General features: G+C 65.5%; 18 protein-coding genes. 15 read left to right on the top strand and 3 right to left on the bottom strand.

Going from position 1 to position 18422, the window contains the following annotated elements:
• Window positions 1-34: 34 nt before the first annotated feature.
• Entirely contained in the window at window positions 35-1606 is a 1572-nt protein-coding gene (gene gshA, locus AC1DXS_RS21045; RefSeq protein ID WP_477739409.1) for a glutamate--cysteine ligase, read from the bottom strand.
• 415 nt (window positions 1607-2021) lie between these two features.
• On the opposite strand from gshA, the gene AC1DXS_RS21040 reads away from it, so the two are divergent.
• The 3 genes from AC1DXS_RS21040 (at window position 2022) to AC1DXS_RS21030 (ending at window position 4957) form a co-directional block, all read left to right on the top strand.
• A complete protein-coding gene (locus tag AC1DXS_RS21040; protein WP_477739408.1) occupies window positions 2022-2723 on the top strand; it encodes a hypothetical protein in 702 nt (233 codons plus the stop codon).
• Between the two features lie 185 nt (window positions 2724-2908).
• Window positions 2909-3604, top strand: a complete 696-nt coding sequence (locus AC1DXS_RS21035; protein WP_477739407.1) for a GspH/FimT family pseudopilin — start codon at window positions 2909-2911, stop codon at window positions 3602-3604.
• 63 nt (window positions 3605-3667) lie between these two features.
• A complete protein-coding gene (locus AC1DXS_RS21030) occupies window positions 3668-4957 on the top strand; it encodes an MFS transporter (RefSeq protein ID WP_477739406.1) in 1290 nt (429 codons plus the stop codon).
• 15 nt (window positions 4958-4972) lie between these two features.
• On the opposite strand, the gene AC1DXS_RS21025 is transcribed toward AC1DXS_RS21030, so the two are convergent.
• Window positions 4973-5635, bottom strand: coding sequence for an alpha/beta hydrolase (locus AC1DXS_RS21025; RefSeq protein ID WP_477739405.1), 663 nt, complete (start codon window positions 5633-5635; stop codon window positions 4973-4975).
• A gap of 197 nt (window positions 5636-5832) precedes the next feature.
• On the opposite strand from AC1DXS_RS21025, the gene AC1DXS_RS21020 reads away from it, so the two are divergent.
• The 5 genes from AC1DXS_RS21020 to AC1DXS_RS21000 all read left to right on the top strand — a co-directional run bounded on the left by AC1DXS_RS21020 (window position 5833) and on the right by AC1DXS_RS21000 (window position 9820).
• On the top strand, window positions 5833-6069 hold the full coding sequence (locus AC1DXS_RS21020) for a hypothetical protein (protein WP_477739404.1): 237 nt from the start codon (window positions 5833-5835) through the stop codon (window positions 6067-6069).
• Window positions 6070-6139: 70 nt separating this feature from the next.
• Window positions 6140-7012: a PhzF family phenazine biosynthesis protein gene (locus tag AC1DXS_RS21015; protein ID WP_477739403.1), complete on the top strand. Its 873-nt coding sequence runs from the start codon at window positions 6140-6142 to the stop codon at window positions 7010-7012.
• 116 nt (window positions 7013-7128) lie between these two features.
• Window positions 7129-7593: a DUF4864 domain-containing protein gene (locus tag AC1DXS_RS21010; RefSeq protein WP_477739402.1), complete on the top strand. Its 465-nt coding sequence runs from the start codon at window positions 7129-7131 to the stop codon at window positions 7591-7593.
• A gap of 207 nt (window positions 7594-7800) precedes the next feature.
• On the top strand, window positions 7801-8850 hold the full coding sequence (locus tag AC1DXS_RS21005; RefSeq protein ID WP_477739401.1) for a class I SAM-dependent methyltransferase: 1050 nt from the start codon (window positions 7801-7803) through the stop codon (window positions 8848-8850).
• 385 nt (window positions 8851-9235) lie between these two features.
• Window positions 9236-9820, top strand: coding sequence for a hypothetical protein (locus AC1DXS_RS21000; RefSeq protein ID WP_477739400.1), 585 nt, complete (start codon window positions 9236-9238; stop codon window positions 9818-9820).
• A gap of 52 nt (window positions 9821-9872) precedes the next feature.
• On the opposite strand, the gene AC1DXS_RS20995 is transcribed toward AC1DXS_RS21000, so the two are convergent.
• Window positions 9873-10382, bottom strand: a complete 510-nt coding sequence (locus tag AC1DXS_RS20995) for a DUF1993 domain-containing protein (RefSeq protein ID WP_477739399.1) — start codon at window positions 10380-10382, stop codon at window positions 9873-9875.
• Between the two features lie 203 nt (window positions 10383-10585).
• Here AC1DXS_RS20995 and argE point away from each other — a divergent pair, with 203 nt between their 5' ends.
• From argE to AC1DXS_RS20960, 7 genes are all read left to right on the top strand, one after another.
• Entirely contained in the window at window positions 10586-11806 is a 1221-nt protein-coding gene (gene argE, locus AC1DXS_RS20990) for an acetylornithine deacetylase (protein ID WP_477739398.1), read from the top strand.
• A gap of 50 nt (window positions 11807-11856) precedes the next feature.
• Window positions 11857-12816 carry a tripartite tricarboxylate transporter substrate binding protein gene (locus tag AC1DXS_RS20985; RefSeq protein WP_477739397.1) on the top strand — a complete coding sequence of 320 codons (960 nt, stop codon included), beginning with the start codon at window positions 11857-11859 and terminating at the stop codon, window positions 12814-12816.
• 252 nt (window positions 12817-13068) lie between these two features.
• Window positions 13069-13788 carry a DUF1028 domain-containing protein gene (locus AC1DXS_RS20980; RefSeq protein ID WP_477739396.1) on the top strand — a complete coding sequence of 240 codons (720 nt, stop codon included), beginning with the start codon at window positions 13069-13071 and terminating at the stop codon, window positions 13786-13788.
• Window positions 13785-14813 (top strand): ABC transporter ATP-binding protein, encoded by a 1029-nt coding sequence (locus AC1DXS_RS20975; protein WP_477739395.1) that lies wholly within the window; start codon window positions 13785-13787, stop codon window positions 14811-14813. Before AC1DXS_RS20980 ends, AC1DXS_RS20975 begins: the two co-directional genes overlap by 4 nt.
• Window positions 14810-15859 (top strand): ABC transporter ATP-binding protein, encoded by a 1050-nt coding sequence (locus AC1DXS_RS20970; RefSeq protein WP_477739394.1) that lies wholly within the window; start codon window positions 14810-14812, stop codon window positions 15857-15859. Before AC1DXS_RS20975 ends, AC1DXS_RS20970 begins: the two co-directional genes overlap by 4 nt.
• Window positions 15860-15947: 88 nt before the next feature.
• Window positions 15948-17447: an ABC transporter substrate-binding protein gene (locus AC1DXS_RS20965; protein ID WP_477739393.1), complete on the top strand. Its 1500-nt coding sequence runs from the start codon at window positions 15948-15950 to the stop codon at window positions 17445-17447.
• Window positions 17448-17476: 29 nt separating this feature from the next.
• On the top strand, window positions 17477-18418 hold the full coding sequence (locus AC1DXS_RS20960) for an ABC transporter permease (RefSeq protein ID WP_477739392.1): 942 nt from the start codon (window positions 17477-17479) through the stop codon (window positions 18416-18418).
• Window positions 18419-18422 lie beyond the last annotated feature (4 nt).

The following is an 18422-nucleotide window of genomic DNA, read 5'->3' as shown; positions in this document are numbered from 1 at the left end:
CGCTCTTGAAGCGGGGGAAGCGGAATCAGCCCGCTCAGATCGCGACGGCTTCGCCGCCCGGCACGTGCAGGCGCTCGGCCGACACATACTGCTGCCGGTACTCCTCGAAGGGCATGGTGTCCGAGGCTTCGATCTTCTTTTGCTCCTGGATGGAGGCCTGCGTCGATGCGGCGAACTGCGCGAGTTCGTCCGCGCCCAGGGGCAGCGCCTGCAAAAGCGCCTGGGTCTTCTGGGATTGCGCGCGCGCGAACCTGATGAAGGAGTTGCCATGCTCGCCGGCCATGGCCGCCAGCACGCGGGCCGAGGGCAAGGTGGACGGATCGAGCAAGGCGGCGCTGGCGGCCGTGAGGGTGTCGCTGTATTGCGTGCCGCCATGCGCGGCATCCAGGGCGGCGGCGATGGGCGCGCACTGCGCCAGCACCTCGGCGCCCCAGGCCGTCAGCGTGACTTCATGTCCGCCGCGCTTGAGCTTGAGGCCCGGCTCGCGGCCGCGCGCCGCGGTCTGGTGCTGGTTGTGCTTGAGCTCGGCGATTTCCTGGGGCGTGTCGTCCGGGCTGTCGCTGAGCAGGCAGTGCAGCAAAAACACATCCAGAAAACGCATGGTCTGCGCATTGATGCCGACCGGCTCGAAGGGGTCGAGATCCATCAGGCGCACCTCGATGTACTCGACGCCGCGATCGCGCAGCGCATGCAGCGGGCGCTCGCCGGGGCGGATGACGCGCTTGGGGCGGATGGTGCCGTAGAACTCGTTTTCAATCTGCAGCAGCGTGGTGGCCAGCTGGTTGTAGTCGCCGCCGGGGTTGCGGATGCCGACCTTTTCGTAGGCCGGGTAAGGCCGGGTCAGCGCGTCCTGCAGCGAAGCGCCGTAGCCCTCAAGGCTGTTGTAACTCACGGCCAGCGAGGCCTGCGCATCGCTCTGGTAGCCCAGGCGCCCCATGCGCAAGGAGGTGCCGTAGGGCATGTACATGGTGCTGTCGCTCAGCGTCTGCAACTCGTGCTGGCGCCCTTCCACAAAGGTCGAACACACGGCGGGCGAGGCGCCGAACAGGTAGAGCAGCAAAAACGCCTGGCGGCGGAAGTTGCGGATCAGCGCGAAGTACTGCTCGCTCGTCACGTCGGGCAAGGACCAGTTGTAGTGGATGCCCGAGATCGTCTGCATGCGCCGCCCATAGCGGTGCGACAGGCCCATGCGGTAAACACTTTTGGCGCGCCCGACATTGGACGAGCCGAAACGCGCGATGGGAATGGTTTCGTCGGTGGGCAGGCCGCAGGGCATGCTGGAAACCCACAGCATTTCGTCGCCCAGCGCCTTCATGGTGCTGTAGGTGAACTGGTGCAGCCGGGTGAGTTCGCGCAGCGTGCTTTCGGGGCTTTTGTGCGCCCCCGTGACGAGTTCCACCTGCGACTCGCTGAAGTCGGTGGTGATGGTGGGGTGCGTAAGGGCTGAGCCCAGGGCGGCGGGATGCGGCGTGAGCGCCAGGCCGCCGCCGGGCTGGGCGCGCAGGCTTTCCTTCTCGACGCCGCGGCGCATGCCCTTGAGCCGGGCCGGGGTAAGCGCTTTCAGGCGGCCCTGTAGCGCGCCCGCAGGCGCCTGCAACTTGGTCATATCGTCATTCCCCCAGATTCTTGAAACTGGCTGGAAGGTATCACAGGCCGCCGCTTTACGCTGGCGCGGACGGGCTTGCCAGCACAGGCCGGGTGGGGTCTGGCGGCCAGGCCGGCAGGCCTGCCGGATTTCAGCCAGGCAATGCCTTTTCAGGCACAAATACACACTTTAGCCATTTGAATGTGGAAAGCGAGCGACGCGGCCATGCCTGGCTGTTGAAACTTCCTTGACTTGCCAGGCAAGCTGAACGACGATAAAAAACATTCAGTAACACCTCTGTTTCGCCTCGCAAGCTTCCCGAAATCCATGGTTTTTCACAGGGAAAATTCCAGCGAAACTGCGACGGCATGTACCAAAAATGAAAAAATTGATAAATTCGCTGTTTGGCCGGTCATCCAGTGGAGCAGCCAAACGCATGCCCGCTTCAAACCGGGACAACCCGCTCACCATTGAAGACGGCTCGGACAACGCCACGCGCCGCCAGCTGGTGCAGGTCCTGCTGCGGGATGCCCTGCGCAAATACGGCATACCGCCGCGCTGGATCGACTGCCAGATGCTGCTGGTCAACAGTCGCAGCAAGGGACCGGGCATGTATGTGCGCCTGGTCGTGCGCGAATGGGACGAGCGCCTGATGGATTACGCATTCGCCTTCCAGAATGCGCTCATGGTCGAGATCACCCGTTTTGAACCCCAGGCCGCCCATTGGCTGCATGGCATTTCGTGGCAGCTGGACATCGCGGACACCTGCCCCTATCGCACCATGCCCGACAAGTCCTATTGGGCCGACCCCGTCGTCAAGCCCGCTCCCCGTGTGGCGCCCGCGCGCGTCGGCCAGCCCCTTGCTCCTGCCGGCGCTGCCGCAGCCGCGCCCATGAGCGCCGCCGCCGCGGTGGCCGCCGCCGCACCCATACTCGCATCGCTGGGCCAGGCCCACGCGGCGCAGCCGCCGCAAGCGGAGCAAGCCCCCGTGGTTGCGTCCGGGCCTGCAGCCCCGGACGGCGATGCCATGAAGGACCTGGAGCGCCTCTTCCGCATTCGCGACCAGGAACTGGGCATCAAGGCCGACGGCGCCATCGGCCCGGTCGGCTACGAAGCCACCCAGCCTTCGCCGCTGTAACAGAGCGCCAACGCCACATCATGTGGCACCCACAAGCCCGCGCGAGCTCGCCCTCGCTTCGCGCCGCGGCGACATCGCACACGCTTTCCAGCAATCAAAGTCCTGCCGCAGACAATTGACTGAGCCCGGCACGGCGGCCTCCAGTACGGTCCGAATGTTCCTCCCAAACATCCGGATCAGCCGCCATGAATTTGCAGCACCAGGCCGCGGCCGCCCCCGCCGCGACCAGGCCACAAAGCCTCGATACAACACCTCCAGAAAATACACCGCCGGCTACCGGCGGACGCCACCGTAGAGCCCCTCCACGGCAACAAGGGTTCAGCCTGATCGAGCTGCTGGTCGCCCTGGCCATCATCGCGATCGTTGTGGGCTTTGCGGTCCCCTCCTTCCTCGGGCTCATGGCCAGCACGCGCGTCTCCAGAACCGTCAACGCCTTCGTGGCCGACACCCGCTACGCCCGCGGTGAAGCCATGCGGCGCGGGAAAACCGTCACCATCTGCCGAAGCGCCGATCCGGCGGCCAACCCGCCCAAGTGCTCCAGTGGGGATGGCGTGGCCATCGGCGGCTGGCGGGAAGGCTGGGTTGTCTTTACCGATGAAGATGGCGACGGCACTTTTGACAGCGGGGCCGACACCGTGGTGCGCGTCCAGGAAGCTTTCGCCGACGCCGGCAACTTTCTGGCGGTGAACAACGCGGGTGCCGCCGTCACCAACCGCAACCACATCAGCTACGACGCCAACGGCCGCGCCATCGGCCTGCAAAGCCGCTGGCTGGTGCAGGCGGCGGGCGCCCTGGCCAGAAACAGCAGTTACACCCGCACCCTGTGCATGAACATGACGGGACGTGTGCGCATACAGGCCGGCGAGGCCGCTTGCGCCTGACCGCCCGGGCGCCCTTCCGGGGCCTGCCTGCAACGCGCCGTTGCCTGGTGTACGCTTGGGCCGATGAGCCCCTCACCTGCATCCACCGCTTCCCCTCAGCCTCACTCCCAGGATTCTTCGGCGCTCGTTGACTCGCGCTATGCCGTGATGCGGCTGATAGTCACGCTGGCCCTGATGACGGTGGGCGCCGCCGGCATGTATGTGGTGGCCGTGGTGCTGCCGGCGGTGCAGGCCGAGTTCGGCGTCACGCGCGCCGATGCGTCCATTCCCTACACCCTGCTGATGATCGGCTTCGGCGTGGGCGGCGTGATGATGGGCCGGCTGGCCGACCGCTTCGGCGTGATGGTGCCGCTGTTGATAGGGGCTACAGGGCTGGGCCTGGGCTTTGCCCTCGCGGCCACGGCCGGCAACATCTGGATGTTTTCGCTGGCGCATGGCTTGTTGATCGGCTTTCTCGGGTCGGCCGCCACCTTCGCGCCGCTGCTGGCCGACACCTCTTTGTGGTTTGTGCGCCGGCGCGGTTTCGCGGTGGCGGTGTGCGCCAGCGGCAACTATGTGGGCGGCGCGATCTGGCCGCCCATCGTTCAACACTTTGTCGAAAGCGTGGGCTGGCGGCAGACCTATCTGGGCCTGGGCATTTTCAGTTTTGTGGCCATGGCCGGGCTGGCCCTGCTGATGCGCAAGCGCCCGCCCTTGGCCGTAGCCTCCAGCGTGGGCAGCAGCGGCCGGCCGGCGACCACCAGCAGCACACCTTTCGGCTTGAGCCCGGGCGCTGCGCAGATGCTGCTGTGCGTAGCCAGCGTGGCCTGTTGCGTGGCCATGGCCATGCCCCAGGTGCACATCGTGTCTTACTGCACCGACCTGGGCTACGGCGCGGCGCGCGGCGCCGAAATGCTGTCGCTGATGCTGGCCTGCGGGGTGGTGAGCCGCCTGGTGTCGGGCGCGATCTGCGACCGCATTGGCGGGCTGCGCACCTTGATGCTGGGCTCGGTGCTGCAGGGCATCGCGCTGCTGCTGTTTTTGCCCTTTGACGGGCTGGTGTCGCTCTATGTCATCGCCGCGCTGTTCGGGCTGTTCCAGGGCGGCCTCGTGCCGGCTTACGCCATCATCGTGCGCGAATACTTCGAGCCCGCCGAGGCCGGTGCGCGCGTGGGCACGGTCATCATGGCGTCCCTGCTGGGCATGGCGCTGGGCGGCTGGATGTCGGGCAAGGTCTTTGACCTGACGGGCTCCTACCAGGCCGCCTTCGTCAACGGCGTGGCGTGGAACCTGCTGAACTTCAGCATCGTGTTTTTCCTGCTGTGGCGCGTGCGGCGCATGGCACGGGATACGCGGACGGCCCAGCCGGCCTGAAGATTTCGTTGAGGCCTAGGCCAGGACCTTTAACAGCCACTTTTCCAGGTCAACGATTTCCTGCGGGCACACCGAATGCTCCATCGGGTACTCATGCCACTCGACCGGGTAGCCCATGGCCGTAAGCGCGTCGCGCGTGGCCGTGGCGCGCGGCAGCACAACCACACCATCGTGCGCGCCGTGGGCCAGGAAGATGGGCACGTCCTGGTTGGCGGCGTTGCGCTCGGCGGCGGTTTTGTCGGCCAGCGGCAGGTAACCCGAGAGCCCCGCGATGCCGGCCAGGCGCTCGCCGTGGCGCAGGCCCACCATCAGCGCCATGGCGCAGCCCTGCGAGAAGCCCGCGATCACGATGCGACGGGCGGGAATGCCGCGCGAGATTTCATGGGCGATCAGCGCCTCGATGTCGCCCTGCGATTTGCGCAGCCCGGCTTCGTCCTGCCGGGTCACCAGGTCCGCGCCTAGCAAGTCATACCAGGCCGGCATGACGTAGCCGCCGTTGATGGTGACGGGAATGGAAGGCGCGCTCGGAAACAGGAAACGCACATCGCCCACGCTGGAGAGATTGAGTTGTTCGGCGATGGGCACAAAGTCTCGCCCGTCGGCCCCCAGGCCGTGCATGATGAGGATGGTGGCGACAGGGTTATCGCCCGTCTGGGCTTCAAGGACTTCAAGAGACATGCGTGGACCTGAGGAGGGTTGAAAGAGAGGAAATAGTCGGTTGCCGCAGGCGCAAGGCCTTGCAGCCCCGGATTTTAGGCGCCTGATATGGCACGGTGCCGGCGCTGCGGGCAACTTCCCTTGTGAGCCGTCCCACAGCTTGCTAGTATTTCCTGTCAGCATTTTCTGACGTACTCCCAAAGCAGCAGGAGATTCCCATGAAGCTCATCATTGCCGCCGTGGCGCTTGCCACATCTTCACTGGCTTTTGCCCACAACTGCCCCAACGAGATGAAGGCCATAGACGCCAAGCTGATGACCAACCCCAAGCTGTCGCCCGCCGACATGAGCAAGGTCAAGGAATTGCGCGCCGACGGCGAAAAATTCCACAAGGAAGGCAAGCACGACGACTCGATGAAGGCGCTGGGCAGCGCCAAGAAAATCCTCGGGATCTAAGCGCCACGTGCGCCCCCCGCGATAATCCCCTGCCGACCGCCATCACGCGCGGTCTCCAGGAGAAATCACCATGACGTCTCTCGCGGGCCTGGGCTACTACCAGGTCGATGTGTTCACCCATGAAGCGCTGGCAGGCAACGGCCTGTCGGTCTTCCTGCCCGAAAGCCCGCTGCCGGCCCGCGCCATGCAGCGCCTGACCGTCGAGATGCGGCAATTCGAAAGCATCTTCCTCACGCCCGACGGTCCCGGCAAGCGCTTTGAAGCGCGCATCTTCACGATGGAAGAAGAGCTCGACTTTGCCGGCCACCCGCTGCTGGGCGCGGCCGGCCTTCTGCACCACCTGCATGCCGCAGGGCAGGCCAGCGCCGACTGGACCCTGATGCTGGGCACGCGCACGGTGCCGCTGCACACCACACGGCTGGAAGGCACGGCCGCCACCTATGACGCCCGCATGAACCAGGGCAAGGCCACGCTGCTGCCGCCGCTGGGCCGGGCCGAAAGCCAACCCTTCCTGGACGCGCTCAGCCTTGATGCGTCCCAGCTGGACATCCGCTTTCCGCTGCAGGTCGTGTCGACCGGCCTGCCCTACCTGCTGGTGCCCGCGGCCGGCGGCCTGGACCGCGCGCGCATCGTGCACCCGGCCTTCGAGGCGCTGCTGGCCACCGTGGGCGCCAAGTTCGCCTATGTGCTGGACGTGGCCGCGCGGGAAGGCCGCACCTGGGACAACGCCGGCATGGTGGAAGACATCGCCACCGGCAGCGCGGCCGGCCCCGTAGGCGCCTACCTCAGGCAGCACGGCGCTGCAGCCGCCGGCGAGGTGATCACCCTGAAGCAGGGCCGTTTCCTTGGGCGTCCCAGCAAGATCACGGTGCACACCGATGCGACCGGCGACATCATGGTCAGCGGCGGCGTTGTGGTGCTGGCGCGCGGACAGCTTCTTTGACGACCTTTGTGCATCCGCGGTGCGGCGGACTGCGTATTGAAGACAAATGCAGGGGCAGTTGCGGCATGATGGCGCTGCCGGCCACGCCATAAAGCCCAGTCCCAGGAGGAAAAGCCATGAACACCCGCCCACACCCTGCTTCGGCATATTTGCGCCGGCTGCTTGCTGCGGGAGCCGCGGCAGTAGCGCTGCTGCTCGGCGCCGCGCCGGCACAAGCCGCGCCGTTCACGGCAGAAGATGAGAAAAGCGTGCGCAGCGTGATCGAGGGCCAACTGGCCGCTTTTGCGAAAGACGATGCGGCCAAAGCCTTCTCTTTCGCCGCGCCCAATGTGCGTGAAGCCGTCGGCAGCGCCACGGGATTCATGGCCATGGTGCGCAAGGACTACCCGGTGGTGTACCGCCCGGCGTCGGTCGCCTTTCTCAAACCCGACGGCAAGGACGACCAGGCCGTGCAGCGCGTGCAAATGGCCGACAGCAGCGGCGTGTCGTGGCTCGCGGTCTACAGCCTGGAGCGGCAACGAAACAAAGCGTGGCGCATCACGGGCTGCGTGGTGGTCGAAAACAGGGGCCGCATGACCTGAGGCACAGGCACTGCACGGCCCCTGCCTCCCCGTGAAGGCAGCACGGCCAACCTTCAGGCAGGCGCCGCTGCGGCCCTGAAACTTGCCGCGCCGGCCGGCGCTTGCAGGCAAGAGTCGATACATGGTTTACGGCGGGTTACCCGCGCCCCTTGGGCCGGCGCTAAGGTGGCCGGTATTGCTGCGTTGCGGCGCTTCGGAACCCACCCCATGAACATGCCTGCCAGCTCACTTGAATTTTCGCGCCTGTCAGGCGAACAGGCTTTGCCGCACCGCAGGGAGAGCCTGCCAACGCCGTGGCAGGTACGGGGGCTCCAAGGCTCCACGCTGCCGCGTGAATCGGCGCTGAAAACCCGCACGAACTGCCCCGCCTGCCTTTCGGGTTCGCTCTGCGTCGTGTACCAGGAGCCGTACACCGGCCCCGGGATGCAGGCTTATCTGGAACGGCAGTACGAAGGCCATGCCTCCAGGACGGCCGACGCAGGCACCTACGCCCTTGCCCGCTGCGAGCACTGCGGCCTGGTCTTTCAGCAGCAAGTGCCCGACGATGCCTTGCTCGGCGAGATCTACAACGACTGGGTGCCCGGCACCGACCTGGAGCGCGAGCATCGCGACTACGGCCTGGACGAATACCGTTACCTTGCCGAACAGGTCCAGTTCATGATCCAGTACTTCGGCTTGCCGCCCAGCGAGCTCGACGCCCTGGACTTCGGCTTTGGCTGGGCGCACTGGTCCAAGATGGCCATGGGCTTCGGCTGCAATGTGTGGGGCGTGGAGCTTTCCGAAGAGCGCGCCCAATACGGAAGGTCCGTGGGCCTGCGGGTCGTCGGCCTGGCCGACCTGCCGCCCCGGCGATTTCGTTTCATCAACACCGAGCAGGTGTTCGAACACCTGACGGAGCCCCGGCTGGTGCTGGAAAAGCTGCGCGATGCCCTGTCGGGCGACGGCGTCATCAAGATCAGCGTGCCTGATGCGGCAGCCGCATTGAAGAAAATCAGCCACGGGAAAAGTTTTGGCGCACTGTCGGCCAATGACCAGATGCCGATTGCCCCGCTGGAACACATCAATGCCTTCAGCCACGAGTCGCTGGTGGCCTTCGCCAAAGAGCTGGGCCTCAAGCCCCTGCGGCCCAGTCTTTACCGGCTGTTCAACAGCGCCTCGGGCTTGCTGCAACCCAAAAACCTGGCACGGGAGATTGCCCGGCCCCTGTACCGGCATATCTTTCCGCGCACCACCTTTGTCTATTTTGTGAGGGCCTGAGGCAAACCCTCAGCTTTCGCGCAGCCCCAGGCGCCTGGCCAGGCGCCAGCTCCCAGGGCCCGATCGAAGGTGAGCAACTTGTATTTACAAGTGTTTACATTTCTCGTTCAAAAGCTCTTCCAACGCTCAGCACTCCACCCAGTTCTCCACTGCTGTGCAAGGGAGCGATTTGCATTATTTTGAATTCTTTTGCACTCTTTAAAGCGAACGTTCACGATTCATTTTTAGCAAAATTTCATGAAAAAGTTCCGCTTTCTCGAACCACGCGCCTTGACTTGCTGATCCCACAGGAGGACCATACAAACACTTTGTAACATTTACCCATCCCGCGGGTGAATGGAACAACACAACGATTTCGGCCTGAGCGGGATGAGGGGAACACAACATGAATCTAAAGCGCCTATTCGGCCTGAACGGCCACGCACCGGCCATCCCTGTCAGCACCCGCCCCCCTCACGAGGGCCCGTCCACGATTGAAGACGGCTCCGCCAATGCCCTGCGCCGCCAGCTGATCCAGGTTTTGCTGAAAGACTCCATGCGCCGGCACGGCATTCCGGCCGGATGGCTGGACTGCCAGATGCTGCTGGTGTCCAGCCGCAGCCGCGGCGAGGGCATGTATTTGCGCATCATCGTCAAGCACTGGGACATCCGCCTCTTGACCTACGCGCTGGCCTTCCAGAAATCATTGATGGTGGACATCACCCGCTTCGAGCCGCACGCCGACCAGTGGTTGTACGGCATCTCGTGGCAGATCGACTGCGGCGACAGCTGCCCGTACACCTCGTTGCCTGATCGCCATGTGTGGGAAAGCCCCACGGCGCATCCGATGGCCGCGGGTGGCGACATCAAGCAGGACATCGCGCACATCTTCGCGATCCGCGACGCCGACATGCTGGTGCGCGGCGCGGATGCCGCCTATCCCGCCGGCACCTACGACAAGACACAGCCGCAGAACCTGCGCAAGCACTGAGCCGGGGTGGCCCGGCGCCCGCGGCGCACTGCTCCTTGCGGCTCTTCGCTACTCAGTAGCTGCCGATGTAATCCTTCTTGCCCACCTCCACGCCGTTGTGGCGCAGGATGGCATAGGCCGTGGTGGTGTGGAAGAAGAAGTGCGGCAGGCCGTAGTTCAGCAGGTAGGACTGGCCCGTGAAGCGCTTCTCCTTGGGCGTGCCGGCCTGCGTGACGATCTCGCGCACGGCGGCGTCGTCGAACTTCGCCTTGTCCAGCCCCTCGATAAAAGCCAATATGGTGTCTATGCGCGCCTGCAGCTCGCCAAATGTGGTTTCCTTGTCCTCGATCTTGGGTACCTCAACGCCGGCCAGCCGGGCCGACACGCTTTTGGCGAAGTCGCTGGCCACCTGCACCTGGCGCAGCAGCGGGAACATGTCGGGGAAAAGGCGCGCCTGCAGCAGCGCGTTGGGGTCGATGTTCTTGGCCGCCGCATGGGCTTCGGCCTTGGCCAGGACGCCCTTCAGGCCGCCCAGCATCTGCTTGAAAACGGGAACAGAGGTGGTGTAGATGCTGCTGGTCATGGAATACTTTCGGTAGATAGGGGAATAGGGATAGGGGATAGCCTGCCGCACCCTGCGCGCGGGCGCCATGCATTCTCGCCGGATTGCAGTTGGCATGCGCAGGGCCGCGCCAATGGCCCGCCATGGCTGCGCGGCCTGCCGCAAAATAGTATGCTGTCATACAATTTTCCGCGCCTCGCCGCCGTCCCCTTAAAGGTCCCGCCATGAACGCCCCACTCCCCAACACCACCCACAGCGCCGTGCAGGCCGCCGACCTCGCCGCCCTGCCGCTGATAGAAAAATGGGTGTCCTTTGCCTCCGTCTCGCGCGACAGCAACCTGCCCCTGCTCGACTGGACGCAGGCGCGGCTCGAAGCGCTGGGCATTGAATGCCGCCGCACCTACGACGACAGCGGCAAGAAGGCCAACCTCTGGGCCACCCTGCCCGCGGAAAACGGCGAAACCAAGCTGGGCGGCCTGGTGCTGTCGGGCCACACCGACGTGGTGCCGGTGGACGGCCAGCCCTGGGACACCGACCCCTTCACCGCGCAGGTCATAGGCGACAAGCTCTACGGCCGCGGCGTGACCGACATGAAGAGCTACGGCGCGACCGCGCTCATGATGGTGCCCGAACTGCTCAAGCGCAAACTCAAGCGCCCGGTGCACCTGGCCTTCAGCTACGACGAGGAAGTCGGCTGCATAGGCGTGCGCCGCCTGATCGCCGACATGGTGGAGCAAGGCTACAAGCCTGCCGGCTGCATCGTGGGCGAACCCACCGGCATGCAGGTGGTGATCGCGCACAAGGGCAAGCATGCCTACAAGACGTCGGTGCGCGGCTTCGAGGCGCATTCCTCGCTCACGCCACTGGGCGTCAACGCGGTGGAGATCGCCTGCGAGTTTGTCGCCCACCTCAAGACCATGCACAAGCGCCTGGTCAAGGAAGGCCCGTTCGATCCGATCTACGACGTGCCGCACACCACCATCCACACCGGCGTGATCGCCGGCGGCACCGCGCTCAACATCATCCCGCGCGACTGCGACGTGACCTGGGAGATACGCCACCACCACATGAATTCGCCGGTCGAATTGTTCAACGAAGCCAAGAGCTTCGCCGACAGCCTCATCCCGGCCATGCAGGCCGTGGCGGCCGATACCGGCATCACGCACAAGCTCAACTCGGTGCTGCCCGGTTTCGCGACCGACGCCGGCAGCGAGATCGCGCAGCTGTGCTTCAAGTGCGCGGACGTCGACGCAAGCTCGGGCGCCGGCAAGGTCTCGTTTGGCACGGAAGCTGCATTGTTTCACCAGGCCGGTGTGCCGACCATCGTGTGCGGCCCCGGCCACATCGCGCAGGCGCACCAGCCCAATGAATGGGTCACGCTCGAGCAACTGGCCTGGTGCGAACGCTTCATGCGCCGCCTGGCCGACGAGATCTGCGTGAACTGAAAACCCGCCCGTAACGTAAAACAAACATCACCAACCGAGGGAAACACTCCATGATGCAACGCCGAAATTTCCTGGGCACCGGCCTGGCCCTGGCCGCGGGCAGCGCCTTCGCCCAGTCCAACACCAAGATCGCACGCATCGTGGTGCCCTTTGCCGCGGGCGGCGTGCAGGACTTGCTGGCGCGCGCCATGTCCACCGAGCTCGGTGCCGCGCTGGGCCAGACCGTCATCATCGAGAACCGCCCCGGCGCGGGCGGCACCGTGGGGACGGGCTACGTCGCAAAGTCGGCGCCCGACAGCGGTGCGATGGTGCTGGGCGCGGCCAGCCACAACATTGCCGGCTCGCTGTACACCAAACTCAGTTACGACCCGCAAAAAGACTTCGCCCCCATGGCGCACATCGGCACGGCCGATTACGTGCTGATGATCCATCCCGACGTGCCCGCCAAGACCGCGGCCGAGTACATACGCTATGCCAAGGCCAACCCCGGCAAGCTCAACTACGCCACCGCCGGCGTGGGCAGCGCCACGCACCTTTCCATGGCCTACTTCAACGGCCTGGCCGGTATCGATGTGGTGCATGTGCCGCTCAAGGCCACGGGCGAGGCGATCAACGAAGTGATCTCGGGCCGCGCGCAGGCCGTGATCGCCGCCAGCATTGGCGCGCTCGCCTTCGCCAAGGACAGCCGCATTCGCCTGATCGGCGTGACCTCGCCCAAGCGTTCCAAATACCTGCCGGACGTGCCCACCATCGCCGAGAGCGGCCTGCCCGGCTACCAGTTCGATTCCTGGTTCGGCCTGCTGGGCCCGGCGGCCACACCGGCGGCCGAGGTCAACCGCGTCAACGCGGCCATGGCCAAGGTGCTCAAGGACCCGGTGGTGCTGGAGCGCCTCGACAAACAGGGCATTGAGCCCCTGGCCATGAGCAATGCCGACTTCGCGAAGCTGCTGGCGAACGACTACAAGCGCATGGCCGAAGTCGTGAAAGCTTCGGGCGCCAAAATCGAGTAAACCGGCCACCACCCGGCCGGGAAAACCGTCACGGGTTAACCCGCATGAACAAGCGGCCACGGTGGCACAACAGGCCGGCCCAAGTGGAATAGACTCCGGTGGGCCGGCAGGTCTCGCAGAGACGAGCTCGCCGGCGAGTGGCACGATTCATGCGTTGTCTGTCGCATGACGAAAGTCGCGCTAGCGCGGTTTTTGTTTCGGGGAGCACGCCAGACGCCTCATCAAGGGCGCAGCTGCTGAAAGTTCTGATTCATGACCTGGTCCCTCATCGCGCGCGATTCATCGGGCGCGTTTGGCGTGGCGGTTGCCAGCAAATTTTTTGCCGTGGGCGCGCTGTGCCCGCACGCCCGCAGCGGCGTGGGCGCCCTGGCCACGCAGGCGCTGGTCAACCCCCTGTATGCCGCGCCGGCGCTGGACGGCCTGGCCTTCGGCCAGTCTCCCGACTACATCATCAAGCGCCTGACCTCGGCCGACGAAGGCCGTGACCACCGCCAGCTGCACCTGATAGGCGCAAACGGCCAGGCCGCCGGCTACACCGGCAGCGCCTGCATAGACTGGTGCGGCCACAGGGCGGGCCTTGGCTATTCGGTCGCCGGCAACATGCTGGCCGGCCCGCAGGTGATTGAAGCCACGGCTCTCGCCTATGAGGCCCATGCCGAACTGCCGTTTGCCGAACGCCTGATCACCGCGCTCGCCGCCGGTGAAGCCGCGGGCGGCGACAAGCGCGGCAAGCAGGCCGCGGCCCTGCTGGTCTTCACCACCGAGGACTACTGCGCGCTGGACATACGCGTGGATGACCACGCCGAACCCCTGCAGGAGTTGCGCCGTCTCTACGACAAAAGCATGGAGCGCTACCAGCCCTTCAGCACCTGCCTGCCCTCGCGGCGCAGCCCGGCCGGCGTCACCGACCGCGCGGTGATCGAGGCCGAGATCACCCGCTTTCACGCCCTGCGCGGCGGAGCCGCCGAATGACGGCTCTGTTGGAAGTGAACGGCCTGCGCACCAGCTTCAAGCTCGAAGGCGGCGGTGAATTCGCCGCGGTGGACGGCATCAGTTTTTCGGTGGAGTCGGGCCGCACGCTGGGCATCGTCGGTGAATCGGGCTGCGGCAAGAGCGTGACCTCGCTGTCCATCATGGGCCTGCTGCCCAAGGGCCAGGGCCGCGTCTCGGCAGGCTCCATACGCTTTGAAGGCACCGACCTGGCGACGCTGGGGCCGGACGCCATGCGCGCGCTGCGCGGCAACCGCATGGCCATGATCTTCCAGGAGCCCATGACCTCGCTGAACCCGGCCTTCACGATTGGCGACCAGCTCATCGAGGGCATACGCTGCCACCGGGACATCAGCGCGGCCGAGGCCAGGACCCACGCCATCGACATGCTGCGCCGCGTGCGCATCCCTTCACCCAAGCAGCGCATCGACGAATACCCGCACAAGCTCTCGGGCGGCATGCGCCAGCGCGTGATGATCGCCATGGCCCTGGCCTGCGAGCCGCAGCTGCTGATCGCCGACGAACCGACCACCGCGCTGGACGTCACCATCCAGGCGCAGGTACTGGACCTGATGCGCACGCTGCGCGAGGAGACCGGCACCGCCATCATCCTGATCACCCACGACCTGGGCGTGATCGCCGAGCTGGCCGACGACGTCGCCGTGATGTATTCCGGCAGGATCGTGGAGCGCGCGCCCGTGGCCCGGCTGTTCGCCGAACCGCAACACCCCTACACCATAGGGCTGCTCGGTTCCATCCCCAAGCTGCACCTGGCGCAGGAGCGGCTCAACGCGATCGAAGGCCAGGTGCCCACGCCCATGACACGCATGGACGGTTGCCGCTTCGCGCCGCGCTGCCCCTTCGCCGTCGACAAATGTTTGCAGGAGGTGCCGCCTTTGATGGACATGGGTGAAGGCCACGAGGCCGCCTGCTGGCGCGCGCCGCTGGATGCGGACACGTCAACCCGGCGCGGCACGAATGCCATGCCCAGTGAGGTGATGCCGTGAGCGCGCTGCTGAAAGTCGAAAACCTGGTCAAGCATTTCCCGGTGCGCCCGCACCTGTTCAGCCGCTCCAAAGCGCTTGTGCATGCGGTAGACGGGCTGAACTTCGAGCTGAACGCCGGCGAGACCATGGCGCTGGTGGGCGAGTCGGGCTGCGGCAAGTCCACCGTGGGCCGGCTGGTGCTGCGGCTGCTGGACGCGACCTCGGGCCAGGTCTGGTTTGACGGCGAGGACCTGATGGCGCTGCCGGCCGGCCGCCTGCGCGCCAAACGCCGCGAGCTGCAGATGATTTTCCAGGATCCGTATTCCTCGCTGAACCCGCGCATGACGGTGGAGCAGGCCCTGGCCGAGCCGCTGGCCCTGCACGGCCTGGCGCGTGGGCGGCACCGCGAGCGCGCCGCCGAGCTGCTGGACCTGGTGGGCCTGGCGCCGCAATACCTGCAGCGCTACCCGCATGAATTTTCCGGCGGGCAGCGCCAGCGCATAGGCATTGCGCGCGCGCTGGCGGTCGAGCCGCGGCTCATCGTCTGCGATGAGGCGGTGTCGGCGCTGGACGTGTCCATCCAGGCGCAGGTGGTCAACCTGCTGCAGGACTTGCAGCGGCGCCTGGGCCTGGCTTATGTGTTCATCGCGCACGACCTCGCGGTGGTCAAGCACATCGCCTCGCACGTCGCGGTGATGTACCTCGGTCAGATCGTCGAATACGCCGACAAGCAAAGCCTGTTCGCGCAGCCGCGCCATCCGTATACACAGGCCCTGCTGTCGGCGATCCCGGTACCCGAACCCGGCCTCAAGCGCGAGCGCACGCTGCTGCAGGGCGACGTGCCCAACCCCATCACCCCGCCCTCGGGCTGCCGCTTCAGGACGCGCTGCCCGCATGCGCGCGAGCGCTGCGCCGAGGAGGTGCCGGCGCTGCGTTCGCAAGGCGGCCACGCCGTGGCCTGCCATTTCTGGGAAGAGATCAAGGCGCCGGCCGGCATCACGGGCGGCACCGCAGTGAACGAGAGGCTGCTCCGGCTCCAGGCGGCTTTTCATGCGCAAGCGGCCTGATGGAGACCATGATGCTCACCACCACGCCGGCGCAAGGCAGCCCATCAAGCAAACCATCATCGCAACCGACAACCGTGAAGGAACAACCATGAGCAAGAAAATCCTGCTGAGCCTGGCGCTGGCCGCCACCGCCTGCGTGGCGCAGGCCCAAACCCTGCGCATAGGCCTGGCCGAAGACCCGGACGTGCTGGACCCGACGCTGGCGCGCAGCTTCGTGAGCCGCATTGTGTTTTCCTCGCTGTGCGACAAGCTGGTCGACATCGATGAAAAGCTCAACATCGTGCCGCAGCTGGCCACCTCCTACCAGTGGGCGGCCGACAACAAATCGCTCACCATGAAACTGCGCAGCGGCGTGACTTTCCATGACGGCGAGAAGTTTGATGCCGCCGCCGTGAAGTTCAACATAGACCGCCACAAAAACCTCGCGGGCTCGAATCGCCGCGGCGAACTCGCGCCCGTCACCACGGTGGACGTCATCGACGACCTCACCGTGAAGATCAACCTCAGCGCGCCTTTCTCGCCACTGCTGACGGTGCTGGCCGACCGCGCCGGCATGATGGTTTCGCCCAAGGCCGCGCAGGCAGCGCCCACCAACTTCGGCACCAGGCCGGTATGCTCGGGCCCCTTCAAATTCACCGAACGCGTGGCGCAGGACCGCATCGTGCTGGAGCGCTACGCCGGCTACTGGGACAAGGCCAACATCCACTTCGACAAGGTCGTGTTCCAGCCCATCGTGGACGCCACCGTGCGCCTGGCCAACCTGCGCTCCGGCCAGCTGGACTTCATCGAGCGCGTGGCGCCGTCCGACATCGCCTCTATCAAGGCCGACAAAAAGCTGGCCTTCTCGCGCATCACCGAGCTGGGCTACCAGGGCATCACCATCAATACCGGCAAGAGCGACCATGCCCAGAAGAACCCGCTGGGCCGCGACCCGCGCGTGCGCGAGGCTTTTGAGCTGTCGCTGGACCGCGCTGGCATCGTGCAGGTCGCGATGGACGGCGAAGCCACGCCGGGCAACCAGTGGGTGCCGCCCGCCAACAGCTTCTACGCCAGGAACGTGCCCATTCCCAAGCGCGACATCGCGCGCGCCAAACAGCTGCTGAAAGAAGCGGGTGTGCCCAACCCCAGCTTCACGCTGATGACGCCCACCACTTCCGATGCCCAGCGCGTGGCCCAGGTGGTGCAGGCCATGGCCAAGGAGGCCGGTTTTGACGTGAAGATACAGTCCACCGAGTTCGCCACCTCGCTGAACCTGGCCGACAAAGGCCAGTTCGACGCCTACGTGCTGGCCTGGAGCGGCCGCGCCGACCCGGATGGCAACCTGTTCAGCTTCTACGGCTGCAAGCAGCCGCTGAACTACAGCGGCGAATGCCGGCCGCAATGGGACGAGTTGCTGAACCGCTCGCGCAACACGCTGGACACCGCCGGCCGCATCAAGGTTTTCGCCACACTGGCGGCCGAGGCCGAGAAGGTCAAACCCGTGATTTACCTGTTCCACCGCAACTGGCTGTGGGCCTACAACAAGAAGATCACCGGCATGCGCACCGTGCCTGACGGTCTGGTGCGGCCCCAAGGCCTGAAGATGTAAAGCGGGCAACCGGCAGCAATCCACCCTTCATGCTCCAGTACCTGCTCAAGCGGCTTGCCGCGATCATCCCGACGGTGTTCTTTGTCACCGTCATCATCTTCGGGCTGCAGCAACTGCTGCCCGGTGACGCCGCGTCGGTCCTGGCCGGCGAAAACCAGGACCCGGAGGTGATCGCTTACCTGCAAAAAAAGATGCACCTTGACGAGCCGCTGCCCATGCGCTACGCCTACTGGATCTCCGGCGTGTTCCACGGCGACCTGGGTGAGTCGATGCGCATCCAGCAGCCGGTGCTGGACCTGATCAAGGAAAAGCTGCCGGTCACGCTGCAGCTGGCGGCCATGGCCATGGTCATCGCGCTGCTCATCGGCATCCCGGCCGGCATTGTCTCGGCCGTGGGCAAGGACTCGGCCTGGGACTACCTGGCCAATGTCATCGCGCTATGGGGCCTGTCCACGCCCAATTTCTGGCTGGGCATTTTGATGATCCTGGTGTTTTCGGTGCAGCTGGGCTGGCTGCCGGCCTCGGGTTATGTCAGCCCTTTTGAGGACCTCGGCGCCAACCTGGCGGCCATGATCATGCCGGCCTTTGTGCTGGGCAATGCGATTGCCGCCGTGCTGATGCGCCATACGCGCAGCGCCATGCTGCAGGTGCTCAATGCCGACTACGTGCGCACCGCGCGCGCCAAGGGTTTGAACGAGCGCCGCGTGGTGCTCAAGCATGCGCTGCGCAATGCGCTCACGCCCATCATCACGCTGGGCGCGCTCGAGTTCGGCACGCTGCTGTCGGGCGCGGTGCTGACCGAGCAGGTGTTTTCGATTCCCGGTTTCGGCAAGCTGATCGTGGACGCGGTGTTCAACCGCGACTACGCGGTCGTGCAGGGCGTGGCGCTGTTCACCTCCAGCGTCTACATCCTGCTCAACCTGCTGGCCGACCTGGCCTACTTCGTGGTCAACCCGCGGCTGAGGGGCTGAAAGC

Source organism: Polaromonas sp. P3_B1 (genome assembly GCF_056402935.1).
The sequence above is the reverse complement of the archived record's forward strand: the minus strand, read 5'-3'. Positions and strand labels throughout refer to the sequence as shown.